Consider the following 25995-nt stretch of genomic DNA (forward strand, 5'->3'; position numbering starts at 1 on the left):
ACCCCAATTTGCCTTGAGGTTTTTACTATTTGAAAGAGCTTTTAGAGAATAGGATATAGTATAACTGAGTGAATTGGAAAATGAAGTTTATTCGTTAGGAGAATAAAATAAAATTCACTTAACATTTAATAGTTTCGCCATATTATTTTTATTTAAACATGTGTGAAAGATTATTATAAAAATACATTTATAAAAATCAAAAGGTATACTATAATAAATTTATATATATCTGAATCATTATACAATTATTAGGAGGGGATATTTATGAATTTAGATGGAATAGAAAACAAAGCTTGTTGAGAGCCGGATACCAAAAATTCCAGGGTGGGATTGAAGAAAGGCATTAGTACAGAAGTTAAATATATAAATATAGAATATTTAGTAGAAGAGGAATTGCAATTATCATTAGGAAAGATAAAAAAGATAAGTACCAGCCTAACTAAAAAGGATATCCTAGGTGGTTTGGGAATAAGATTAAACATTAACAGAAATAATTATGCTATTGAGCCAGGACTATATGCTATAGGGGGTCCAGATGAGAATTCACCAGTGATTGTAAGTGCTAATTATAAATTCACCTTTGATAAGTTAAGGAAGGAACTCGTGAGTTTAGATTTATGGCTTCTTATTATTGATACAAAGGGCATAAATGTTTGGTGTGCTGCAGGGAAAGGCACTTTCTCAGAACAGATAATTTTAAAAGCAATGAGAGCAACTAAGTTGGATAAAGTAGTAAAAAATAAGACGCTAATATTACCACAGCTTGCAGCACCTGGAGTTTCAGCTCATACAATAACTAAATATACGGGCTTTAAGGTTATTTATGGACCGGTAGCGGCAGTGGACATCCCAGAATTTTTGCTAAAGGGATATGAGACTACACCTAATATGAGAAAAGTTAAATTTAATATAGTAGATAGGGCTGTTTTAACGCCAGTGGAAACTATTCAAAGTATAAAATATTTTCCCATAGTAATATTATTATTTTTAATTACAAACACTATATCCAGCAATAATCTAAGCTTTTTAGAGATATTTAAATTAAGTATGATAAATAGTATTCCATATCTAATAGCTATTTTACTGGGCACAGTGGTGATACCTATATTTTTGCCTATAATTCCCTTTAAATCCTTTGCGCTAAAGGGAGCTATTGTTGGACTGATTTGGTCTATATTAACAATATATTTTAGTAGTACATTTTTATTTATTGACTTGTTAATGGTGATGGTATCTAACACATTATTATTAACTTCTATAACAACCTATTTAGGCTTGAACTTCACGGGCTCAAGCACATACACATCCTTTTCAGGGGTATTAAAGGAAACAATTTGGGCAATGCCTATAGTGATTGTGTCCTCAGTTATAGGAGTAATACTTATGATTGTTTCAAGCACGATATAATTGAAAAGGGGGTAGAATAAAAATGAAATATCTAAAGAATGTAGCTTCTATAGTGTTTTATCAGGAGAAATGCATTGCTTGTGGAATGTGCATAAAAGTTTGCCCTCATGAAGTATTTATATTTGAAAATGATAAAATAAAATTAGATAAAAGGGATCTTTGCATGGAGTGTGGAGCTTGTAGTAAAAATTGTCCTGTTAATGCTATTGAAGTAAAACAGGGTGTTGGGTGAGCTTATGCTATCCTAAAAGGAATGCTCACTGGTAGTGAGCCTAGATGTTAACATATAAAAAACAGGAATATAAGAGTAAATCTTATGTTCCTGTTTTTTTATATTTAAGATCATTTAATCATTACTAAAAAAATGCAGAATCTTTATTTTTTAAACCTTTTTCTGTAACACAATAACATAAATAGTAATAGTATATACTATAAATTACACTATAAATATTACATTTTACAGAGCGTATCACCGCATCTTTAGCATTAAGAGTAGAGTCGGAATGTAGTAGATTTAGTGCAATAGATATATAAAAGATTCACAAATTATATTTTGTTAAATTAAAAGGAGGATAATATTATTTATGAATATTAATTATAAATATAAAGATAGTAGTGAAGTATGCAATTGTAATGAGTCTCAAACTGCAGCTTGTTCTTTAGAAAGAAATGCTTGTGCAACCGTTACCACTCAAGCTGAATCAATAACTGAACAAATGGATGTAACACCTTGTGTTATTGCTGCTGGACCTGTAGTAGTTAAGATCCCTGTTGTAATAGCAGAGACAAATATAACAATCCCTGTAGAAGCTACTATCACATTAGACCAAACAGTAATGGAAATTAAACGTATTAAAAAGAATGTATTTTTAACTCAATCTCGTCTTATTCCTTTTTCTCAAGACAATCGTAATTGTACTGGGATATTATTTATAGCAGGTTTTATTAGAAAGAATATTGAGTATGCAACACAAACTTGTCCATCAGGTACAAATGTAAATGTATGTGGAGATATAAGGCACTGTACAGTTCAAGTTCCTTTCAATTTCACGACTAGAGTTACTTTCCTTAGACCACCTATTTTTATTGAAAACACTACTCCAAGTGAATTAGAATTCTTTACAGATAATCTTGCAGGCTGCGATGTTTGTGCAGATCCAGTGCTTGGACGTAATCCATGCGATCAAAATTTCTCATTCACAGAATTCTTTAATGAAAAACCTTTTGTTGAATTAGTAAGGGCAGATATTACTGAAATTGATATTCACACAAATCCAACTGCAAACTGTCAAACTCCTACAGAGCAAAGGTTCACGGAACTCACGGAAAAAATAGTAGTTAATTTAACATTAAAAGTTCTACAAAACCAACAGATAAGAATAACAGCAATCTAATCTTACTTTAGATATTAATTAATTTATATGCTATAGACCCAAAGCTTACTAAAAGTGGTTTTGGGTCTGTTTCTTAGAAACATTTACCTTTAAAGTATTTTAAATTATAGCATTTTTAATAGGAGGATAAGTTGTGATCAAAATAAATGATGATTTTCGACATAAGAAAAAATGTGATGAAAAACAACAAAAAAGCGATCATAATAATGACCTACATAAAAGAATATATCACGAAAAACATTATTATTCTTATTTTCTATGCCATACTTATCCTAAGTTTAAACCAAATAAAAATCAAGATGAAGTAAAAATATTACAAAATCAACACGTAGATATTTCGAAAAAAGATCATTAGTACTGTAACGCAAAAACATAAATTGCAATAGTATATACTATAAAATTAAATTACAAGGCTTAAATTAACTGAGTGGTTCACTAACTCTTTAAGCATACGTATACTTTCGTTTAATTAAAAGGAGGATAATTTATATGAATATTAATTCTATATCAAATCAAGAAAATCAAATAAGCACAACTAATGATTCTTTTATTTCAGATATTGCAGATTGTTCTATAAAAGGACACCATTGTGCAACCGTTACTACTCAAGCTGAAACAATAACTGAAGAAATCGATGTAATACCTGCTGTTATTTCTGCTGGAGATGTAGTAGTTAAGCTCCCAGTTGTACTAGCAGAGACAAAAATAGTAATTCCTGTTGAAGCGACTATTACATTTGATCAAGAATCATTAGAGATTAAGCGTATTAAAAAAAATGTATATTTAACTCAATCTCGTTTGATTCCATTTTCTCAAGATAGCCATACTGGCACTGGGGTATTATTTATAGCAGGTTTTATTAAAAAGAATATTGAGTATGCAACTCAAACTTGTCCGTCAGGTACAAGTGTAAATGTATGTGGTGATATAAGGCACTGTACAGTTCAAGTTCCTTTTAACTTCACTACTAGAGTTACTTTCCTTAGGCCACCTGTTTTTAATGAAAACACCACCACAAGCGAATTAGAATTTTTTACAGATAAACTTGAAGGCTGCGATAATTGTTCGGATTCTGTACTTGGGCGTAATCCTTGCGATCAGAGTTTCTTTTTCACAGAATTCTATAATGAAAAACCTTATGTGGAATTAGTAAGGGCAGATGTTACTGAAATTGATATTCATACAAACCCAACTTCAAGTTGCGAAACTTCTACGGAGCAAAGATTTACACAACTTACAGAAAAAATAGTAATTAATTTAACACTTAAAGTATTACAAAGCCAGCAGATAAGAGTCACAGCTATCTAACCAGCATAACTGCATAAGATTGTTAGCACCAAAATTTAAGTTGAAAACTGAATTTAATATTATAATAATTCTATTAAATATTAATTGACATGATGTGGATCCAAAACTTACTAAAAGTGGTTTTGGGTCTGTTTTTAGAATTATATAAATATTGAATATGTAACCACAAATTATAGGAAGAATCCTAAATAAAAAACAGGAATATAAGATTGACTCTTATATTCCTCAGACTGTTGACAAACATAAAATGTTAAATATCCCAATTCTTAATTGGGATATTTTTTTGTTGGCAAAAAAGATTTTGGGTCATCGATGTCGAATATATATAGTATACAAATTTTACAATTTGGATGGCTCAATTATTATTAACGCTAGGCTCACTACTGATGTTTTTTGAAATTTCCACATGCTGATTTTGCAATAATTTTATTGTTAGAAATAGTACTACCTTTTCAGTAATATAGTGAAAGCCTTGTTCTAAATGTGTTTTGTACTCTTTATTTATTGCATTTTTAAGAATGTCAGATTCAACAATTTCAGCACTAATTAATTCACAGAATACTTTTTCATTAAAGAATTCAGTCATTTTAAAACTTTGCTCTCGAATATCGTTTCCAGTTATATCTGCTCCACAAGGATCGAAAACTTTAATGCTCGTTTGTATATCCACTTTATCTTGATAAATATTTGGTTTAAACTTAGGGTAAGTGTTGAGCATGACTCTTGTAGTGCATTTAAAAGGAACTTTAACTGTAGCATGTTTAACATTTCCGCATGATACTCCTTTATCATTATGGTCGTTAGTGATGTATTCTATATTTTTCCTAATAAAGCCATCTATGAATAGTATTCCCGTATTGGGTATGCCACCTTCAGAATTAGGAATAAGTTTGCACTGATTTAAATATAAATTTTTTTTAATATGTTTAATTTCTAATACAACGTCCTCTAGCTTAAGAGAGGACTCAATAGTAATAGTTACCGTACTTTCTGTTAACACCACTGGAATTTTTGCCGTTACAGTATGTACAGTGACTTCAGAAGTATGAGGAATATTCTCACAAAGAGGCAACATTTCAGAAGTAACGGTTATTCTACAATTCTTAAATGTAAGGTCATCCAATTGATCTTTATAGTTTTTTTTTGAGAACTCTTCTCTTGCAACGCTATTATGATTTTCTTCTAGAAAATCTTCATTACATAAATCTTCAAATCTAGTATAATTCTTATTTTTCAAGCCGTCATTCTTAGATAAATCTTCGTTATTGTTTTGTACATTATTTTTTAAGGGAATACAGTTATTGTCCTCTGTACTATAAGTTTTAGAAGAATTAAGAAACTCGCTTTCTGGATGAAAATTTTTATCATGTTTTCTTTTAAGCCTATCCTCATCTATATTTTCTTTTGCTATTATGCTGGGAAGTGTTGATATGAAGTTTTCATTATGAGTAGTATTTATATTTTCAGGGATTTCATAAATACCATTGGGAGTAATATTATTATTATCTTTATTATCTTTATTATCTTTATTATCTTTATTATTATCTTTATTTTTTATATTCTTCTTTATACATTTTGAACCATCTTCAATATTTACTTCTTGTATAGGAAGTATAAATTCTGTGACGATTTTATCTTTTGCATTTCTTTTCACGCTTAAATTATTTGGGGTTACATTATTTTTATGCTTAAAACTTGTTGAGCTTTTTTTACATGTCATATTAATACCTTCGTTCAAATTTAATTCTTGTAATATTATCCAAATGATAATTAGTTTTAACATATTTAATTCATCACAGTTATTGTATGGCATCATAGAAAAATACTCCTTTCTTATAGAGATTAGGCATATGAAATAAAGTTGACAGAGGCTAGATACTGACTTTTAATTCCTCCTTTTGTTGAGGTAATAAGACCTACTTTATAATATGTATAGGATAAAAAAGGGTTACTTTAAATATCAACAGATTATGAATTTCTAATATAAAAGATAAAAGTATGGAATAGTTGAAATAATGCAGGTAAATGAAGTAATATATATACAAGTAGGATATAATAGTCTTGTAGTAAAGACACAGAAAATAAAATAAACTTGATTAAAACAGTGGAGTTGGTAATTATGTCTCAGCAAAATATTTTTGATGAAAAAATTAATATTAAAGAAAAAGTAGAAATTGACATTAAGGAACCTAATAAGTACAACGTCATCATTCATAATGATGATTATACAAGCATGGAGTTTGTTGTGCAGGTTTTAGTTGGAGTTTTTAAAAAACAGGTTGTGGAAGCCACAAAAATTATGTTTGATGTCCATAAAAAAGGTAGAGGCATTGCAGGAATATATAGCTATGATGTAGGCGTAACAAAGATCATCCAAGCTATGGAGATGTGCGAAGAAAGTGGCTTTCCATTAAAATTAACCTTAGAAGAGGAGTAATTATGCAATTAGATAATATAGTAAACGAGATTATTACCGCAGCTTATAATGAAGCTCAAACGTCCAATCATGAATATTTTACACCAGAACATATTCTTTACGCCTCTCTATTTTTTGAAGAGGGGATTGACATAGTAGAGAATAGTGGTGGTAATGTTAAAAGACTCAAAAAACAAATAATTAAATTCTTAAAGGAAAACATAGATGTTGTAGAAGATGCAGAGCCAATACAAACCATCGGAATTCAAACGATTTTATCAACAGCCGAAGATCACGTTATGCTTTCGGGAAAAGAGCTAGTTAAGATAGGTGATGTGATTGTAGCCATGTATGATGATGAGGAAAGCTTTGCCTCATATTTTTTGAGAAAACAGCAAATGAAAAGACGGGATCTTCTCAATTACATAGCTCATGGTATTTCTGTAGTAGATACTTTTGATTTTGCAGGGACAACAAACCATGAGGAAGAAGAATCATTTGAATTTGAGGAAGAGGAAGAAGAGTCAGAACACTCATATGAGGAGGAATTGGAAAGTCAGAAAGGGGAAGAAAACTTTTTAAGTAATTTTACTGTGGAGTTAACGCAGAAAGCGGGCAGAGGTGAAATGGATCCTCTTATTGGAAGAAAAGATATTCTGCAAAGAACGCTGCAAGTATTATGTAGGAGACTTAAAAACAATCCAGTACATGTAGGGGAACCAGGAGTAGGTAAAACTGCTATTACTGAAGGGCTTGCACAACTAATTGTAGAAAACAAAGTCCCGAAGATATTACAAGGGAGTAAGATATATTATTTGGATATGGGTTCTCTTCTGGCAGGGACAAAGTATCGGGGTGATTTTGAAGAACGTATAAAAAGAGTATTAAGGGAAATTAGTAAAGACGAAAAGCCTATAGTGTATATTGATGAAATCCACACTATAGTTGGAGCAGGTGCAGTTTCTGGAGGAGCTATGGATGCTTCTAATATTTTAAAACCTTTTCTTGCAGACGGTAAGGTAAGATTTATTGGTTCAACTACTTATGATGAATATAAAAAACATTTCGAAAAAGATAGTGCACTAGCTAGAAGATTCCAAAAGATTGAAGTGCCAGAGCCATCAACGGAAGATACTTTTGATATTCTTATGGGACTAAGGGATAGATATGAAGCTTATCATAAGGTTACGTACATTGAAGAAGCTTTAAAAACAGCAGTGGAATTATCTAGCAAGTATATTAATGATAGATATCTTCCAGATAAGGCTATAGATATTATGGATGAAGCTGGTGCTTATGCCAGGCTTAATGCTCTTGATAGTGAAGAAAACATAGTTATAACCGTAAGTGCAGTGGAAAAAATAGTAGCTTCTATTGCAAAAATTCCAGAGCAAAGTGTATCTAATAATGAAACTTTAACACTAAAAAATCTAGACCAAAATTTAAAAAAACAAGTTTTTGGTCAAAGCGCCGCTATAGATACTCTAGTAAGAGCAATAAAGAGATCTAGGGCAGGGTTTAATGATGAAGAAAAGCCAATAGCATCACTTCTTTTTGTGGGGCCTACAGGAGTAGGAAAGACAGAAGTAAGTAAGCAATTATCAAAATGCCTTGCTATTCCACTTATTAGATTTGATATGAGTGAATACCAAGAAAAGCATACTGTGGCTAGACTTATTGGTGCACCACCTGGATATGTAGGTTATGAAGAGGGTGGATTATTAATCGAAGCCATTAAAAAAAATCCTCATTGTGTGCTATTGCTTGATGAAATTGAAAAAGCTCACCCGGATGTATACAATGTGCTATTGCAGGTTATGGATTATGCAACTTTAACAGATAATACTGGTAAAAAGGCAGATTTCAGAAATGTTATTTTAATAATGACATCTAACGCAGGAGCCAGAGAAGCTAGTAAAAATATAATTGGATTTGGAGATAGACTAGAATCGGGAGGGGCAGTCACTAAAGAAGTGGAACGAGTATTTTCTCCGGAATTTAGAAATAGATTGGATAATATAATTGTATTTAATAAAATTGACGAAGCTATGGCTCTTCAAATAGCTAAGAAGGCAATGAAACAGTTCCAGGAAAAACTTTTAACTAAAAATATAAAACTAGTGGTAACAGATAATTTATATGCTTGGTTAAGTAAAAAGGGCTATTCAGAGGTTTATGGCGCTAGAGAAATCAATAGAGTAGTTCAACAAGAGATAAAGGCCTATTTTGTTGATGAGGTACTATTTGGAGAGCTTTCCACAGGTGGTAGCGCCACAATTGATATTGTGGATGGTAAACTTACTTTTATTAAAGAAAAATAAAAAAAGATGTTGCTTATAAAAATAGCAACATCTTTTTATTTTTCTGCTTTTGAAAATTTACTACTTAATATAATAATATCTACGGTTCTATTCTGGGCTTTTCCTATTTCAGTAGTATTATTTGCCACGGGTCTATTTTCTCCATAAGCTACTGCAGATATCCTTTTAGGATAAATTCCTGCTTTTGAAATAAGAAGTTCTGTAACATTTGTTGCCCTAATAGCAGAAAGTTGCCAGTTTGAGCTAAATTCATTATTGCTAATTGGTGTACTATCTGTGTGTCCTTCTATTCTCACATAGTTATCAACCTGATTTAGTATTTTTCCTATACTAATTAACTTTTTTATTGATTCCGCCCTAACGTCTGCCTTACCAATATCAAAAAGCAATGTACTATTAAGACTAACTTGAAGGCCTCGTTCATCAATTTTAGTTGAAACGTTAGAACTTAATCCATTTTCTTTTAAATACTTGTCCACATTTTTTTTAATATCTTCCATTTGATTTTCTTCTGATGATTTATTATCTTCGGTTGTTTTATCAATTACATTAGTACTCGGATCTGTTACACTTATACCGGATTCATTTCCAATAATAGATTTACCACCACCTTCAAAAGCTACGTTAAGTGACTCTGATAGCTGTTTGTATTTAGTAGTGCTTACAGTGCTTGAGGCATACATAATAACAAAGAATATCATAAGCAAAGTTATTAAGTCCGAATAAGTTAAAAGCCATCGCTCATGATTGGGTTCTTTTTCTTCCTTCCGTTTCATTATTATGCTCCTCCATTATTCATCTCATTAAATTTCTTTATTTGCTTCTTATCCAGGAATCCCTTTAACTTTTCTGCTAAAATATTAGGATTTGCACCTTCTTGCATAAGAAGAACAGCTTCTATTACAAGTTGTTTCTCTTTCATTTCTTCGTTATTTAAATCCTTTAATCTTGCAGCCAGGGGAAGAAATAATAAGTTTGCAGATCCAACACCATATAGAGTAGCTATAAATGCAACGGCAATTTTCTCTCCGAGTACAGCTGGGTCAGCAAGGTTACTTAAAACTTGCACAAGACCCATAACTGTACCTATAACACCCATAGTAGGTGCAAATCCACCCGCTGAGTCAAATATGGCAGCATTTTCTTTATGCCTGTCATAGGTTGATTCAAGTTCAAACTCTAAAATGGTTTTTACCATTAGAGGGTCTACACCATCCACCACAAGTTGCAGACCTTTTCTTATAAAGGGGTCCATTGCGTCAGTTATTTCGGCCTCAATGCTAAGTAAACCCTCTTTTCTAGTTTTAAAGGATAAGTTTTTGAAATATCTGACAATCTCTACTAAATCCTTATCTTTTGCTGTAAATATAAGTTTAAGCATTGCTGGGATATTCTTTAATTTTTTGGGAGAAGATCCAAGCCCTACGGATCCAATTGTACCTCCAAATACGATTATAGCAGCAGTTTCAGCTACAAGCATATGGGGAGTTCCGCCTTCTAAAATAAATGCAAATATCATTGAACCAAAACTTAATATTAAAAATATAATTGGGTAAATATTCATAAATTCCTCCTATTCTTGAAGTTGCATAATTTACAATTTAATGTAACAACATGTAAAATATTATAATATTATTAACAAATAAAATAATACCATAGAATAATCTTCGAAGAAACTTATTTTTTATTTAGTCTTTTTTTAAAAAATATTAAAATTTTATTATGACTATTTTCTTGGAATAATCTCTATCCAGTAGCCATCAGGATCCATAATAAAATAGATACCCATAGGTTTATTTTCAAAACAGATGCATCTCATTTCTTTATGGTGTGCATAGGCGACCTCAAAATCATCTGTAACTACAGCTAGGTGAAATTCATTTTCGCCTAAATTGTAGCCTTCAGTTCTATCTTTAAGGCAAGTGAGTTCTAACTTATGATTAGTAGTTTCATCACCTAAAAATATAAGAGTAAAACTATCATCGGGCGCAATAAAACGCCTTGTTTCTACAAAGCCAAGTGCCTCTTTATAAAATTTCACGCTTTTTTCTAAATCCAATACATTTATATTATTATGGTCAAAAGAAAACTTCATTTAACATAACCGCCTTTTCAAATAATTTAATATATATCAAATACTATATCATCATTATATATTTGTGATAAAATAAGGGCAATAGTTTTATTAATTAAAATATTTTAAACGTAAGGAGATATAATTATGGAAAAAATAAAGGCGAAAATATACTATATATATCATAGTGGTTTTGCGATTAAAACTGAAAATCATTTTTTAGTATTTGATTATTATAAGGAGCCTATGGAAAATGATGTTACTCATAAACCCTTAACCATATTGTCCCCTGAAAATATTAAACAAATGAAAAATGTCTTTGTATTTGCATCTCATAGTCACGAAGATCATTTTAACCCTAGTATTTTAGACTTTGAGAATTATAACAGTAGCATAAAATATATATTTAGTAGCGACATAGCAATAAATAAAAATAAACCCAGTTATAACTTTATAGAGGAAGATCAAGAAATAACATTTGAAGACCTTTATGTAAAAGCTTATGGTTCAACGGATATTGGCATATCTTTTTTAGTAAAGGTGGATGGATTAACTATTTTTCATGCTGGAGATCTTAACTTATGGCACTGGAAAGAGGATAGCTTAGAGGAACAATCTCTAGCAGAGTCCTCATTTAAAGCCCACATAGATAAGTTAAGGGAAGAAAAATCTATTGACATAGCTTTTTTTCCTGTAGATCCAAGACTCCAGGAATCTTATTATGTAGGTGGCGAATATTTTGCAAAAGAAATTCAACCTAAATTACTTATACCTATGCATTTTGGAGAGGATATAGCTATTACTAGTGAATTTGCTGATAAAATGAGAAAACAGAACATAAACGCAGTCCAAATAAACCATTCTGGACAGAAAATAATATATTAAAAATTATTTTTATTAAATCTGAATAAATATAGTGATTTATGTTAATCATTTAAGTAAACCAAATAAAAAAGCACTTGATGTAATATTTTTTTTAGTCCCCCTAAATTAATATTGCATGAGGTGCTTTTTATATGGATTGGATAATATTAAATTTATGAGATATTAAAAAATATTAAGTAAGAGTAAGTTTTTTATTTACACAATTTAATAATTGTGATAACTTTATTAAGTGGAAATTAGAATGTAGTAAGTAAAAAACAGAAAGCAGGATATATGAAATGAGAATAGAAACTAAAAATGAAAACATTTTAAATTATATATACATTATTATTGGTACTACAATCCTGGCAGCTGGGATAAATATGTTTTTAGCAAAAATAAAATTAGTAACAGGTGGGTTATCAGGGCTTGCCATTATTATTGAATATATTACAGAAAATCATTTTGGACGCGGAATACCACTATGGTTTACTAATATTGCTGTTAACATACCATTAATTGCTATTGCTATAAAACTAAAGGGAAGAGAATTTGTGGGCAAATCTATATTTGCTGCAACGTATCTATCTTTTGCATTGTTCTATACAAGCTTTATACCAGCACCAGAGGTGGACCTTTTGCTTTCAAGTATATTTGGTGGCATATTTGTTGGTACAGGCTTAGGCTTTGTATTAAGAGCATCAGCAAGCACCGGAGGAACAGATTTGGCTGCAAATATTATAAAGGTTTATTTGAAAAATGTGCCAATAGCTAGAATTATGTTGGTAATTGATTCAACTATAGTAATAATAGGCGCTTTCGTATTTGGAGTTGAAAAAGCCATGTATGCACTAATATCCATATATATAGTTTCAAAGGTTGTGGATAGTATACTTGAAGGAATAAATTTTTCGAAAGCTGTATTTATTATTTCTGATAATTCTAAGGAAATAGCGGAAATATTAATGAAAGATTTAAAAAGAGGTGTTACAGGAATAAATGGTACAGGAATGTATACAAAGGGAGAAAAACAGGTGCTATTTGTAGTAGTTGGTAAAAATGAAATAGTGCATCTTCAAAAAATGGTTAAAGAAATAGATAAAAGTGCATTTATTACTATTGCGGATGTGAGAGAAGTCTTGGGAGAAGGATTTACAGAGTAGAAGTGTAATATATTGTGCATAAATTAGGCAACATTTTCAAGTATATTTGGAACTCTTCCTGTGCAAACTAGATTTAGAAAGGAAGTGATATACTATGAGTGATAGATTAAATAGTAAGCCTGTTACCTTCGATCACCCAGAAAAACTTACTGAGGGAGTATCTTTAGAAAAAGACGATATTATTGCAAAAACCTTCATTAATGAAGAAGATGGATGTGTAAAATGTAACATCACTGTTGAAAATAAGACAACTGGAGAAATAACTAAGAGAGATGAAGTTATTGGTACGATAGTTGACGATGAATATGAAGATAAGGATGAGGACGAAGAATTTTAAAAGATATATTTCTTAGCAATGAAGTGCAATTGGGTTATAATGTATATTTAAGAACAACTGTTAGATTATTAATAGTTGTTCTTAAATTTTGAAATAAATAAAAACTCTATTTATTATATGTTTATTTTTTAATAATTAGGAAAATAATTTGAGAACTTCTGTACAAATGTACTATAATTATAGATATAGTTTAAATACATACAATATAAGGAGAGACAATTATGTTTTACATAGGAATAGATATAGGTTCAACAGCAGCTAAAGTAGCAATATTTAATGGAGACAAGCTAGAAAAATACTTTGTAATGCCCACAGGATGGAGTAGTATTGAAACTGCAAATACTATAAAAGAAAAACTGAATTTATTAGGAATAAATAAGGAAAATTCAAAGGTTGTAGCAACGGGTTATGGAAGAGTATCTGTGCCTTATGCAGACAAAACTATAACAGAGATAACTTGTCATGGTAAGGGAGCTGCATATTTATTGTCTACTGACTGCACAGTAATCGATATAGGTGGACAAGATACAAAGGTTATTACTGTAGAGGATGGTATGATAACAAACTTTATTATGAATGATAAATGCTCAGCAGGAACAGGCAGGTTTTTAGAGATTATGGCTAATGCTTTAGGAATGGACATAGATTCACTTTGCGATTTAGCAAGGCAAGGCAGTGGAATTACCATAAGCTCAATGTGCACTGTTTTTGCTGAATCAGAAGTTATTAGTCTTATAGGTAGAGGAGAGAAAAAAGAGGATATAGCCTATGCTATTGTAGACTCAATAGTTAGTAAAGTTAGCTCCTTATGTGGGAAACATTCTGAAGGATTTAATTATTTTCTTACAGGAGGTTTATCAGGGAATGCATATATTTTAAGTAGTCTATCAAAAAAATTAGGAAAAGAAGTTAGTACAAATGAATTAGGACGATATGCAGGTGCTATAGGGGCAGGGTTAATGGCCAGCAAGTTATAGTAGCTTATAAACACAATATTTCAAAGGGGACACATAGTTAATGATATATCATGAACTATGTGTTTTTATGTGACCTTTTTCATACATAAATGATTAGAACTTTTTTAAACTTGATACGTTGGCTTTAATATAACTATTAATTTTCTTTATACACCATGTCTACAGCTAAACCGGCAGCTAGTAGCAATATAATTTTATCTTGGGTATACTCACCTTCATCTAAAGAAATCATATAATTATCTGCAGATGTGAATAATTCTTTTCCTATTCCAGACCATTTTTTTGTAATAGTGCCCACAGATTTTCCATTTTCGAAAAAATTAAAGTTCCAACCTTTCCAATCTCCTTTTAGTTCAGCTATTTCATTCCCATTTGAATCAAAAACCCAAAAACCTCCACCTAAAGTTAATATTTTTCCTTTGAAATACCCCTTATAAGCTCCAGCTCCATCATATATACTGACTTTTGAACGTAGAAACGATAATGGCTTTTTTATTGTAAATGCAATTGAATTGGTTTCTGTATCGTAAACATTTATTTTATTAGGTAGCATCCCCTTACCTATAATTAACCTTAAAAAATAAACCAATGCACCAGGGTCCTCTTTAGCAAAACCAATTTCCGTATTAAGCGTTGGATCAAAAATATCATATCTCCCTGAAAATTTCATAAATTGTACTTGTTCTTTAATAAAAAAACTTTTTTTATCTAGTAACATAACATCAATCCCTTCCAAAATAGTTTAAGTTTAATATTTAATTTATAAGTGCTTATTATTTTATATTCAAATCAATTAGACATATCAGATTGGTTTGAATATAAAGCGGGCAATAGAGAGTTATTATAACATATTTATGGGAAAAATGTTAAATGTTCATGAAATTAATGGATATTGAAATACTTTTAAACAGATAACAAAAATGGAAAGGTTATTGTATCACCTCAAGCAGGACAAAATGTTTTTAGTAATGTAGATTTAGGAGAATATTTTAGAAGCTCTGGTGCATATGGAACTATTGCTTTTGCACTTGTTATGAATATAAAAGGTTAAAAACAGAATATATGAAAAAGAATTTGACATCTATCATTAAAAATATTATAATTATTAATAGAATATAAAAATAATTAGTACTTATACTAATTATTATAATTTTTAAATATAAAGACTGTGAAGAGAAAAGTAAATATAAAAGGTAGTCATAGCGAGTTGGTGGTGGTGAAAGACCAATACGAAGTTTATATTGAAGAACATCTCAGAGTTTCTAACCGAAATCATTAAGAGAGTAGGCTTAGACGGGTACAATCCGTTAATTGTTGTGCAGTATCGAATTTATAATTCTGTACTGATTAGAGTGGTCATATTTTATGACAAACTGGGTGGTACCGCGAAATTATAGCCTTTCGTCCCTTTATTATTAAGGGAGGAAAGGCTTTTTTATTATTTTTAAAAGTACAAAATTATAAGGAGGGCAATTTTATGGAAAAATTGTTAGTAAAACAAATTTACAAAGAAAAAGAAAAATATAGTGATTGCGATGTATCTATCTCAGGATGGATAAGAACTTTAAGAGCTTCTAAAGCATTTGGATTTATAGAAATTAATGATGGAAGTTTCTTTAAAAACATTCAAGTAGTTTTTGAAGAAGGGTTAGAGAACTTTGCTGAAATAGCTAAATTACCTATAAGCTCTTCTTTGACTATAGAAGGAACATTAGTTGTTACACCAGATGCGAAGCAACCCTTTGAGCTTAAAGCTACTAAAATAGTTTTAGAAGGAATGTCAGACACTGACTATCCATTGCAAAAGAAAAGACACTCTTTTGAGTATTTAAGAACTATTGCACACCTTAGACCAAGAAGTAACGCTTTCTCAGCAGTGTTTAGAGTAAGGTCACTAACTGCTTTTGCTATACATGAGTTTTTTCAAAAAAGAAACTTTGTATATACACATACACCAATAATCACTGGTAGTGATTGCGAGGGTGCAGGTGAAATGTTCAGAATATCTACCCTTGATTTTAACGATATGCCTATGAGTGAAAACAAAAAAGCTGATTTCACGCAAGACTTTTTTGGTAAAGAAACTAGCTTAACTGTAAGTGGACAGCTGGCAGCAGAGGCTTTTGCACTAGCGTTTAGAAGCGTTTATACTTTTGGACCAACATTTAGAGCAGAAAATTCTAATACAACAAAACATGCAGCTGAGTTCTGGATGATAGAGCCTGAAATAGCTTTTGCAGATTTAAATGATGATATGAAGCTTGCAGAAGATATGATGAAATATATTATAAAATATGTTATGGAAAATGCTCCTGAAGAAATGGAGTTTTTCAACAGCTTTGTAGATAAAGGCCTAATTGAAAGATTAAATAGTGTTGTAAATGCGGAATTTGGTCGTGTGACATACACTGAGGCTGTTGATATTCTACAAAAATCAGGAAAGGAGTTCCAGTATCCAGTAACTTGGGGCTGCGATCTTCAAACTGAGCATGAAAGATATTTAACAGAAGAAGTGTATAATAAACCATTATTTGTAACTGACTATCCAAAAGAGATAAAATCATTCTATATGAGAATAAATGACGACAATAAAACAGTTGCAGCCATGGACTTACTTGTACCAGGAATAGGAGAAATTATCGGTGGAAGCCAAAGAGAAGAAAGACAAGATGTATTAGAAGCTAGAATGGAAGAATGCGGTCTTAATAGTGAAGATTACTGGTGGTACTTAGAGCTAAGAAAATACGGCGGAACTAAGCATGCTGGATTTGGACTGGGATTTGAAAGGGCTATTATGTATATTACAGGAATGAGTAACATAAGAGACGTTATTCCATTCCCAAGAACAACTGGTAGTGCTGAATTTTAACGTTGTAAAGTGATTTGTATGGAAATGTTAATCTCTTGGCTGGTAAGCTGAGAGATTTTTTTTTCCTTTAAGATTATTAAAGGTTTGACACATGTTTGAAATAGTATATAATTTTGTATAATATGAGAAAATATAAATGAGGAGGGATTAGCATGAAAAAAATAATTAAAGAATATATCTTAATAAATATTGGGTTAGCACTAGTAGCTGCAGGATTTTATTTCTTTTTAGTTCCAAATAACTTAGCTGTAGGAGGAGTTAGTGGCCTTGCTATGATTATAAATTTGTATGTGCCAGCTCTTTCCATTGGAGCCATAATGCTTGTATTAAATGTAATCCTATTCATTATAGGATTTATATTCATTGGATCTAGTTTTGGAGTTAAGACAATTTACTCTAGCTTAGGATTATCTGGTATGATATGGGCATTAGAGAAGATTTACCCTATGAGCGGTAGTATAACAAACGATTTATTCCTGGAACTAATCTTTGGAATATTAATTGGAGCAGTAGGCATGGGTATGGTGTTTAACCAAAATGCTTCCACAGGAGGAACTGATATCATAGCCAAAATACTTTATAAGTATTTTCACTTAGACATAGGTAAAGCTTTACTTTTAGCTGATTTTTTCGTAACTATTTTTGCAGGTGTTGCATTTGGACCTAAAATTGGAATGTATGCATTGCTTGGAGTTATTATCAATGGCTTTACTATTGATGCAGTTATTGCCGGAATGAATATTTGTAAAAAGATTGAGGTTGTTAGCTCAAGAGGTGAAGAGATAAAAAAATTTATTATTGAAGAGTTAGGTAGAGGAGCAACTTTATATGCTGCTAAAGGAGCTTATACTAATGAGGAAAAAGAAATTATAACTACTGTTTTAGGTAAAAAAGAATTTATAAAATTAAAAAATTATATAAAAGAAATTGACAAAAATGCATTTATAATCACATATAACGTACATGAAATTCTCGGAGAGGGATTTAAGGACATAAATGAATAAAAAAATATAAGCTACTGACAAAGTCAGTAGCTTATATTTTTTTTATGTGAAATATGTTTTAATTAAGAACTTAGTTCTTAATTAAGCTTCAACTGGAGCGCCTGTAGGACAAACACCAGCACAAGCTCCACAATCGATACAAGTATCAGCATCTATAACAAATATAGAATCTCCTTGGCTTATAGCGTTAACTGGGCATTCTGGCTCACAAGCTCCACAACTTACACATGCATCAGTAATTTTATATGACATAATAATCAACCTCCTTTATTTACTAATTTACCTTTACATAGTATCATAACTAAACTAATAAATAAAGGTTTTTTTAGAAATTACAAAGGAGAAAATGTGGGTTGCATAAGTAAAACCATAGACTACTAATCTATGGAGAATTTGAGGTATCTAATTTATATGCATTAAAAAGTGGGGTATTAAGTTAACTGAATTAAATATAATTACAGCTAAAAACTATATTTAAAACAGTTCACTCAATACAAAGGTAGTTAGTAACTTTTAGCTGTATCTATATTAAAGATGAGCTCATCTACTTAGCTATGAGTTAATAACTATCGGTAGTATTATATGCAATAACAGAAAAAAGTATACTTGCTAAATAAATGATAGTGGATGTAAAGTAAAAATGTGAATGCTTAAAAAATAAATTAACTATTACAACATCAGTATAATTTTATGATGATGCCACTTGCCACGTGGGTGGCACCAATATTCCAATATTAAATATTGTCATCATTAGCTAATGACTAATGAATTTATCTTTGAATTGTGTGTAAAGGGTTACTGGAATATAATTAAAATATAGTAATTAAGAAATTGTTTCTGCAGAGATTTTTAGTGATTACAAAAAAGTATAGGGGGAAAGCTAAATGTCAGACCTTCAAATAAACACTAAAACAAATACCAAAGGAAAAATTCAAGAAAGAGTACAAAGTTTCGGAAGATTTTTAAGCGGAATGGTACTTCCAAATATAGGTGCATTTATAGCCTGGGGATTAATAACAGCACTGTTTATACCGACGGGATGGTATCCAAATGAACACTTTGCTAAATTAGTTGGTCCAATGATAACTTATCTTCTGCCATTACTAATAGGATATACTGGTGGTAAAATGGTGGCCGGAGCAAGAGGTGGAGTAATTGGTGCAATTGCAACTATGGGAGTTGTAATAGGAGCAGATATTCCAATGTTTATGGGTGCAATGATAATGGGACCACTAGGTGGTTACGTTATAAAGAAATTTGACGAATCTATTGAAGGTAAAATACCAGCAGGTTTTGAAATGTTAGTAAACAATTTTTCAGCAGGAATTCTTGGAGCAATGCTTGCAATGCTTGCATTTTCTGGAATTGGGCCAGTAGTTCAGGGACTAAACAGTGTTTTGAAGACAGGAGTAGAAGCTATAGTAAATACAGGATTATTGCCACTAGCCTCCCTGTTTATAGAACCAGGGAAAATACTATTTTTAAATAATGCAATAAATCATGGAGTCCTGGGACCTATAGGAATACAAGAAGCTAAAGAACTCGGGAAATCAGTATTTTTCCTACTAGAAGCAAATCCAGGTCCTGGACTTGGAATACTCGCAGCATATTGGATGTTTTCAAAAGGTGCAGTTAAGCAATCAGCACCTTCAGCTATAATAATTCATTTCATTGGCGGAATACACGAAATTTATTTCCCTTATGTTTTAATGAATCCTTTGCTTATAATAGCAGTAATTTGTGGTGGAGCTAGTGGAGTATTGACTTTCCAAATATTTGGAGCAGGCTTAATCGCAGCAGCATCTCCAGGAAGTATACTCGCAGTTATGGCAATGACTCCTAAGGGCGGATATTTTGGAGTGCTAGCTGGTGTGCTTGTAGCCACTGTGGTTTCCTTCCTAGTAGCCGCAGTAATAATAAAAAGAAGTAATGGTAAGACTACTGGAAATGAATTAGAAGAGGCAAAAGAAAAGGTAAGTGATTTAAAAGGGATAAAAGTTAAAACTTTTAACAAAATAATATTTGCCTGTGATGCAGGAATGGGATCCAGTGCAATGGGAGCAACAACTTTAAAAAACAAATTTAGAAAAGCAGGCTTGGATATGGATGTTGTACATTGTGCAATAAACGAGATTCCAGATAATGCCCAAATTGTTATTACTCATGAAACCTTAGCAGATAGGGCAAGAACAAAAGTACCAAAGGCAGAGATTATTCCAATTAAAAATTTTATGAATAGTCCTGAATATGACAAATTAGTAAACAGACTTTTATAATTTAAAAGCAAATTCATAAGAACAGTGAAACATAATGGGTTACTGTTCTTATAACTTATAATAATATTGATTTAAGCTTTAAATAAATTTGGAGGTATTTTATGCAGGATTACAAGATTAATTTACGCATAAAGAATATTTTGAAAAGTATATGTAAGGAGAATGATTATGTTACTATTTCTAAGATCGCAAAGGATTTAGATATTAGTGGCAGGACGGTACTTAGAGAAATTTCAGAGGTAGAAAAGTTTCTTAAAAAAAATGGAGTTAGTTTAGATAAAAAAACTGGAGTTGGTATAAAGGTATGCGGCACTGATTACCAAAAGCAGTGTATTATTAACCTACTAAATGGAGAAAAGGATGAGACAATATATTCCCCTTTAGAAAGAAAAAAGATAATTATCAGTGAACTACTTCAAAACCAGAACCCCGCTAAGATATATAACTTTACTAGAACTTTAAAAGTTACAGAAACAACTATAAGTAATGATTTAGAGAAAGCGGATGAGTGGTTTAAAAAACACAATTTAAATTTAATTAGAAAGCAAGGGCTAGGAGTCTATGTAGAAGGTAAAGAGAACCATATAAGAAAAGCTATGATTAGTTTAATTTATGAAAATACAAATGAAAGTCAGCTTTTAGGTTTAATAAGACAAAATCTAACCAGTGTTGTATCAAATGATATTGAAGCCTCTTCTCGTAATAGGCTACTAAATCTAATAGACAACGAAACCATAAAAAAAATAGAAATTTTAGTTGAGAATATGGAGAAAGAAAGAAATTATAAGTTGACGGATAGCGCCTTTGTTGGACTAATTGTTCATCTTGCACTTGCTATTGTAAGAATACAGAAAGGTGACAAAATAACTATAAATCAGGAGTTTTTAAAAGAACTAAGGGCTAGTGAAGAGTATTTAATTGCATCTAATTTGTCAATTAATATAATGAGAACATTTTCTATTAATATACCGGAGGATGAAATTGGATATATAACAATGCACATTAAGGGATCTAAAAATCGCGATGAAAAAAGCGTAATAGGGAATAAGATAGAAGGTACTAATAAAATAGGAAGTTTTGAACTTATAAAGTTGTCAAAAGAAATTATTAGGATGGCTGAAATCCAGACAGGACGATTTCTTGGAAATAATGAAAATTTATTAACTGGATTAGTAAATCATCTTGGAACAGCAATTACAAGGTTAAAAATGAACCTTGATATTAGAAATCCACTTTTAGAAGAAATCAAGGCTAACTATTCTGATTTAATGATAATTAGTACTAAATGTGTGGAGGTAGTGGAAAAACATATTGGAATAAAAATGCCTGAAGCTGAAATTGCGTTTATTGCAATGCATTTAGGAGCTGCAATTGAAAATAGTGAAAAATTAATTAAACCTATTTACAAAGTTGCAATTGCTTGTCCTACAGGTATAGGAACATCAAGACTTCTTGCAACAAGAATCCAAAGTGAATATGATAATATTGAAATCATAGATATAATATCTACAATCCACATTCAAGAAAGCTGGTTAAGAGAGGAAGATATAGATTTCATTATATCTACAGTTAATATAGATAAATGTTTTAAACCAGTAATAAGAGTAAATCCACTGCTTTTTCAGGAAGATAAGGACCAAATTGCAAAACAAATTAAAGCTTTGAAAAATACAAACATTAGTCATTCTAATAAGAAAACAAAAAATATTAAATTTAAGGATAAATTGCTTTTATTAAATATATATAGTGAAGCAATAATGCAGCTTTTAGATAATTTTTTCTTAAAAGAAATTAATAGTGCGAGTAGTGTAGATGAATTAATAACTGAAGCTAGTAAGGTAATAGAGCAGGAATTTGAAATGGAAGAAAAATTAAGAATAGCACTAAAAAATAGAGAGGAAAAAGGGAATATAGTTGTAACGGGACATGAGATGATGTTACTTCATTGTAGGACTGACGTTGTGCAAAAACTTTACTTTGGTGCGCTAAAACTTTCAAAGGATTTAGAATGTTTAAATGGTAAAAATGAAATAGAACATATTAAGCTTGGAATTATAATGCTTGCACCAGAAGAGTGTAGCACGCGGCATATAGAAGTTATAGGTCATGTTAGTAAAATGCTAATAGAAAGAGTTGACTTTCTTAAGTATTTAAAGGCTGGAGAGAAAAGCAAGGCTTTTGATGAATTAAATGACATTCTAAAAGAGTTCTATAAGCAAAAAGTAAATAATTAGGGGGAAGTTATGAATAACATAGTAGCTACAAAAAATAAAACAGCAGGAAAAACTCAACAAAGAGTTCAGAGTTTTGGACGATTCTTAAGCGGAATGGTACTTCCTAATATAGGTGCTTTTATAGCCTGGGGACTAATAACAGCTTTGTTTATACCAACTGGTTGGAAACCAAATGTTCATTTTGCTAAATTAGTTGACCCAATGATAAAGTACCTTTTACCATTACTAATAGGATATACTGGTGGTAAAATGGTGGGCGGAGCAAGAGGAGGAGTAATTGGTGCAATTGCAACAATGGGAGTAATAGTTGGAGCTGACATCCCAATGTTTATGGGTGCAATGATAATGGGACCTTTAGGTGGCTTCGTTATAAAGAAATTTGACGGAGCGTTTGAAGGAAAAATACCAGCAGGCTTTGAAATGTTAGTAAATAACTTTTCAGCAGGAATTCTGGGAGCATTACTTGCAATGCTTGCATTTACAGGAATTGGTCCTATAGTCTTAGGACTCAATAGTGTTTTAAAAACTGGAGTAGAGGCTATAGTTAACGCTGGATTATTACCACTGGCATCTATATTTATAGAACCAGGAAAAATATTATTCTTAAATAATGCAATAAATCATGGAGTCCTGGGACCAATAGGAATACAGGAAGCTAAAGAACTTGGTAAATCAATATTTTTCTTATTAGAGGCAAATCCAGGTCCTGGACTTGGAGTACTTGCAGCATATTGGGTGTTTTCAAAAGGTGCAATTAAACAATCAGCACCTTCAGCAATAATAATTCATTTCATTGGTGGAATACATGAAATTTATTTCCCTTATGTTTTGATGAACCCTTTGCTTATAATAGCGGTAATTTGTGGTGGAGTCAGTGGAGTATTGACTTTTCAAATTTTTGGAGCTGGCCTAATTGCAGTAGCATCTCCTGGAAGTATACTTGCTGTACTCGCAATGACGCCTAAAGGAGGATATTTTGGAGTTGTAGCAGGTGTGCTTGTAGCCGCTGGGGTTTCATTCCTAGTATCATCTGTAGTAATTAAAAGATCAAATGGAAAGACAACTGGAAATGAATTAGAAGATGCAAAAGTGAAATTAAGTAAATTAAAAGGAAAAAAAGAAATAAAAGAAACAAATGAAATAAAAGAAACAAATGAAATAAAAGCTAAAACTTTTAATAAAATAATATTTGCATGTGATGCGGGTATGGGGTCAAGTGCAATGGGTGCAACGACTTTGAGAACTAAATTTAAAAAAGCAGGATTTAATATTGATGTAATAAATTGTGCAATAGAAAATATCCCAGTGGATGCTCAAATTGTTATTACCCATGAAAGTTTAACAGCAAGAGCAAAAAAAGTAGCTCCAAAGGCTGAGCATATATCAGTTAAAGATTTTCTTAATAATTCTGCTTTCGAGATTCTTTCAAGTAGATTACAATCAGGAAGTGATACTAATAGACAAGTTCAAGATGTTGCTCATAGTGACACAAGAAATGAAGAGGCTGTATCAAGCAAAATTCTTGAAAAGAAAAACATAAAATTGGGACTCGAAAGTACAGATAAATATACAGCAATTAAAATGGCAGGTAGATTATTGTTCGAAAGTGGATACGTAGAAGAAGAATATATGGATGCTATGATTCAAAGAGAGGGTGATCTTTCAACATACATTGGTAAAGGAATAGCAATTCCTCATGGAGTGGGAGAGGCTAAGAAAAATATTAAAAAAACAGGAATGGTAGTTCTCCAATTTCCAAATGGCGTATTGTTTGAGGAAGACGAACTAGCTTATTTAGTAATTGGTATTGCTGGAGTTGGAAATGATCATTTACAGATACTTTCTAATATTGCCAATGCTATTGATGGAGAAGATGATAGCATTGCTAATATATTAAAGAGCACAGAAGACGTTGAATACATTTACAACATATTTACAGTAAAATCTGAAGAATAGATTTGAATATTTATAAAAAATAAAAAAAGGTGGTAATTTATATGAAAACGAGAGCAGTTAGATTATACGGAAAAAAAGATTTAAGAATGGATGAATTTGAACTTCCTGAAATAAAAGAGGATGAAATACTCGTGAAAGTAGTAACGGATAGTATATGTATGTCATCCTACAAAGCAGCAATACTCGGAAGTGACCATAAGAGAGTGCCGGGTGACATAGCAGTTAATCCTATTATAATAGGGCACGAAATGGCTGGAGATATAGTACAGGTTGGTTCAAAATGGAAGAATGATTTTAAAGTTGGAAATAAATTTTCTATGCAACCAGCACTAAACTATAAAGGAAGTATGGATTCACCAGGATACTCATATAGGTATTGCGGAGGGGCTGCAACTTATATAATAGTCCCACAAGAAGTAATGGAACTGGGCTGTTTATTAAAATATGAAGGCAAGGCATATTATGAGGCTTCGCTAGCAGAACCAATGTCTTGTATTATTGGAGGTTTTCATGCAAGTTTTCACACTGTAATGGGTAGTTATGAGCACAAGATGGGAATTGTTGAAGGCGGGAAGCTAGCGATGCTAGCAGCTGCTGGTCCTATGGGTCTAGGTGCAATTGATTATGCTATGCACTGCGACAGAAAGCCAGGTTTAATAGTAGTAACAGATATAGAACAGAGTAGATTAGATAGAGCAAGAGCAATATTTACTGAGGTTGATGCAAAGAAAGCTGGAATAGAACTAATATTTGTAAATACAAAAAATATAGAAGATGTTCCTAGCTATTTAAGGGACTTAACAGGTGGAACAGGCTTCGATGATGTATTTGTTTATTCTCCAGTTAAACAAGTCGTTGAGCAAGGAGATAAGATATTAGGTAGAGATGGTTGTTTAAATTTCTTTGCAGGTCCTACAGATACTAATTTTTCAGCCACATTCAATTTTTATAATGTGCATTATCAATCTACTCATACTATTGGAACCACTGGGGGGAATACAAATGATATGATTGAGTCTTTAAGGATGACAGAAAAAAATATTATAAATCCCGCAGTTATGGTTACACATATTGGAGGCTTGGATAGTGCAGCTGATGCAACACTTAAATTAACAGAAGTTCCAGCAGGCAAAAAACTAATATATACAAGTATATTTATGGATATTACAGCAATTGATGAATTTGAAGAAAAAGGTAAAGAAGACCCACGCTTCGAAAAATTAGCAGAAATTACAAAAAACAATAAAGGGCTTTGGTGTGAAGTGGCAGAAAGCTACTTACTCGAAAATTGGAAAATGGTATAAAAAATAATATAAAAAGCCCATGGAAGAAATAAATAAAGATGATCTATTCAAAATACTGAATAGATCATCTTTATTTAATAAAAAGCTATAA

Annotated in this window: 23 protein-coding genes and 1 other annotated feature; of the genes, 17 read left to right on the plus strand and 6 right to left on the minus strand. The window is 31.4% G+C overall.

Annotated elements, in window-relative coordinates; genetic code table 11:
- Positions 1–264 precede the first annotated feature (264 nt).
- The 5 genes from hgcA to KPL50_RS19445 all read left to right on the plus strand — a co-directional run bounded on the left by hgcA (position 265) and on the right by KPL50_RS19445 (position 4109).
- Complete coding sequence (gene hgcA, locus KPL50_RS19425; RefSeq protein ID WP_264175412.1) at positions 265–1407, plus strand: mercury methylation corrinoid protein HgcA; 1143 nt, start codon at positions 265–267, stop codon at positions 1405–1407.
- Positions 1408–1423: 16 nt separating this feature from the next.
- On the plus strand, positions 1424–1639 hold the full coding sequence (gene hgcB / locus KPL50_RS19430) for a mercury methylation ferredoxin HgcB (RefSeq protein WP_216300236.1): 216 nt from the start codon (positions 1424–1426) through the stop codon (positions 1637–1639).
- A gap of 352 nt (positions 1640–1991) precedes the next feature.
- Positions 1992–2801: a CsxC family protein gene (locus KPL50_RS19435; RefSeq protein ID WP_216300203.1), complete on the plus strand. Its 810-nt coding sequence runs from the start codon at positions 1992–1994 to the stop codon at positions 2799–2801.
- Between the two features lie 133 nt (positions 2802–2934).
- Positions 2935–3156, plus strand: coding sequence for a hypothetical protein (locus tag KPL50_RS19440; protein WP_216300204.1), 222 nt, complete (start codon positions 2935–2937; stop codon positions 3154–3156).
- A 134-nt stretch (positions 3157–3290) separates the two neighbouring features.
- Positions 3291–4109: a CsxC family protein gene (locus tag KPL50_RS19445; protein ID WP_216300205.1), complete on the plus strand. Its 819-nt coding sequence runs from the start codon at positions 3291–3293 to the stop codon at positions 4107–4109.
- Positions 4110–4464: 355 nt separating this feature from the next.
- On the opposite strand, the gene KPL50_RS19450 is transcribed toward KPL50_RS19445, so the two are convergent.
- Positions 4465–5925, minus strand: a complete 1461-nt coding sequence (locus tag KPL50_RS19450) for a CsxC family protein (protein WP_216300206.1) — start codon at positions 5923–5925, stop codon at positions 4465–4467.
- 303 nt (positions 5926–6228) lie between these two features.
- Here KPL50_RS19450 and KPL50_RS19455 point away from each other — a divergent pair, with 303 nt between their 5' ends.
- Complete coding sequence (locus tag KPL50_RS19455) at positions 6229–6546, plus strand: ATP-dependent Clp protease adaptor ClpS (RefSeq protein WP_216300207.1); 318 nt, start codon at positions 6229–6231, stop codon at positions 6544–6546.
- Positions 6547–6548: 2 nt separating this feature from the next.
- Entirely contained in the window at positions 6549–8846 is a 2298-nt protein-coding gene (clpA, locus tag KPL50_RS19460; RefSeq protein ID WP_216300208.1) for an ATP-dependent Clp protease ATP-binding subunit ClpA, read from the plus strand.
- A 35-nt stretch (positions 8847–8881) separates the two neighbouring features.
- Here clpA and KPL50_RS19465 read toward each other — a convergent pair whose 3' ends face one another.
- The 3 genes from KPL50_RS19465 to KPL50_RS19475 form a co-directional block, all read right to left on the minus strand.
- Entirely contained in the window at positions 8882–9622 is a 741-nt protein-coding gene (locus KPL50_RS19465; RefSeq protein WP_253200714.1) for a flagellar motor protein MotB, read from the minus strand.
- A gap of 2 nt (positions 9623–9624) precedes the next feature.
- Positions 9625–10410 carry a flagellar motor protein gene (locus tag KPL50_RS19470; protein WP_216300209.1) on the minus strand — a complete coding sequence of 262 codons (786 nt, stop codon included), beginning with the start codon at positions 10408–10410 and terminating at the stop codon, positions 9625–9627.
- A 162-nt stretch (positions 10411–10572) separates the two neighbouring features.
- Positions 10573–10941, minus strand: coding sequence for a VOC family protein (locus KPL50_RS19475; protein ID WP_216300210.1), 369 nt, complete (start codon positions 10939–10941; stop codon positions 10573–10575).
- A gap of 126 nt (positions 10942–11067) precedes the next feature.
- Here KPL50_RS19475 and KPL50_RS19480 point away from each other — a divergent pair, with 126 nt between their 5' ends.
- The 4 genes from KPL50_RS19480 (at position 11068) to KPL50_RS19495 (ending at position 14261) form a co-directional block, all read left to right on the plus strand.
- Complete coding sequence (locus KPL50_RS19480; protein WP_216300211.1) at positions 11068–11805, plus strand: MBL fold metallo-hydrolase; 738 nt, start codon at positions 11068–11070, stop codon at positions 11803–11805.
- Between the two features lie 278 nt (positions 11806–12083).
- On the plus strand, positions 12084–12947 hold the full coding sequence (locus tag KPL50_RS19485; protein WP_216300212.1) for a YitT family protein: 864 nt from the start codon (positions 12084–12086) through the stop codon (positions 12945–12947).
- A 94-nt stretch (positions 12948–13041) separates the two neighbouring features.
- On the plus strand, positions 13042–13284 hold the full coding sequence (locus tag KPL50_RS19490; protein ID WP_216300213.1) for a hypothetical protein: 243 nt from the start codon (positions 13042–13044) through the stop codon (positions 13282–13284).
- Positions 13285–13505: 221 nt separating this feature from the next.
- The gene (locus KPL50_RS19495) at positions 13506–14261 is read left to right on the plus strand and encodes an acyl-CoA dehydratase activase (RefSeq protein WP_216300214.1); all 756 of its coding nucleotides are present in this window, start codon (positions 13506–13508) and stop codon (positions 14259–14261) included.
- 136 nt (positions 14262–14397) lie between these two features.
- Here KPL50_RS19495 and KPL50_RS19500 read toward each other — a convergent pair whose 3' ends face one another.
- On the minus strand, positions 14398–14979 hold the full coding sequence (locus KPL50_RS19500) for an LURP-one-related/scramblase family protein (RefSeq protein WP_216300215.1): 582 nt from the start codon (positions 14977–14979) through the stop codon (positions 14398–14400).
- A gap of 441 nt (positions 14980–15420) precedes the next feature.
- Positions 15421–15673, plus strand: a binding site (T-box leader).
- Positions 15674–15738: 65 nt separating this feature from the next.
- On the opposite strand from KPL50_RS19500, the gene asnS reads away from it, so the two are divergent.
- Positions 15739–17130: an asparagine--tRNA ligase gene (asnS, locus tag KPL50_RS19505; protein ID WP_216300216.1), complete on the plus strand. Its 1392-nt coding sequence runs from the start codon at positions 15739–15741 to the stop codon at positions 17128–17130.
- A gap of 152 nt (positions 17131–17282) precedes the next feature.
- On the plus strand, positions 17283–18134 hold the full coding sequence (locus KPL50_RS19510) for a YitT family protein (protein ID WP_216300217.1): 852 nt from the start codon (positions 17283–17285) through the stop codon (positions 18132–18134).
- Positions 18135–18215: 81 nt separating this feature from the next.
- On the opposite strand, the gene KPL50_RS19515 is transcribed toward KPL50_RS19510, so the two are convergent.
- Positions 18216–18386: a DUF362 domain-containing protein gene (locus KPL50_RS19515; RefSeq protein WP_216300218.1), complete on the minus strand. Its 171-nt coding sequence runs from the start codon at positions 18384–18386 to the stop codon at positions 18216–18218.
- A 632-nt stretch (positions 18387–19018) separates the two neighbouring features.
- On the opposite strand from KPL50_RS19515, the gene KPL50_RS19520 reads away from it, so the two are divergent.
- From KPL50_RS19520 to KPL50_RS19535, 4 genes are all read left to right on the plus strand, one after another.
- The gene (locus KPL50_RS19520; protein WP_216300219.1) at positions 19019–20410 is read left to right on the plus strand and encodes a PTS mannitol transporter subunit IICB; all 1392 of its coding nucleotides are present in this window, start codon (positions 19019–19021) and stop codon (positions 20408–20410) included.
- A 101-nt stretch (positions 20411–20511) separates the two neighbouring features.
- Positions 20512–22644, plus strand: a complete 2133-nt coding sequence (locus KPL50_RS19525) for a BglG family transcription antiterminator (RefSeq protein ID WP_216300220.1) — start codon at positions 20512–20514, stop codon at positions 22642–22644.
- Between the two features lie 9 nt (positions 22645–22653).
- Positions 22654–24600, plus strand: coding sequence for a PTS mannitol transporter subunit IICBA (locus KPL50_RS19530; RefSeq protein ID WP_216300221.1), 1947 nt, complete (start codon positions 22654–22656; stop codon positions 24598–24600).
- Positions 24601–24641: 41 nt separating this feature from the next.
- Positions 24642–25904 (plus strand): zinc-binding dehydrogenase, encoded by a 1263-nt coding sequence (locus KPL50_RS19535; protein WP_216300222.1) that lies wholly within the window; start codon positions 24642–24644, stop codon positions 25902–25904.
- The last annotated feature ends 91 nt before the right edge of the window (positions 25905–25995 follow it).

Origin of the sequence: Clostridium sp. CF012 (assembly GCF_018861755.1) — a bacterium.
Lineage (GTDB): Bacteria > Bacillota > Clostridia > Clostridiales > Clostridiaceae > Clostridium_AD.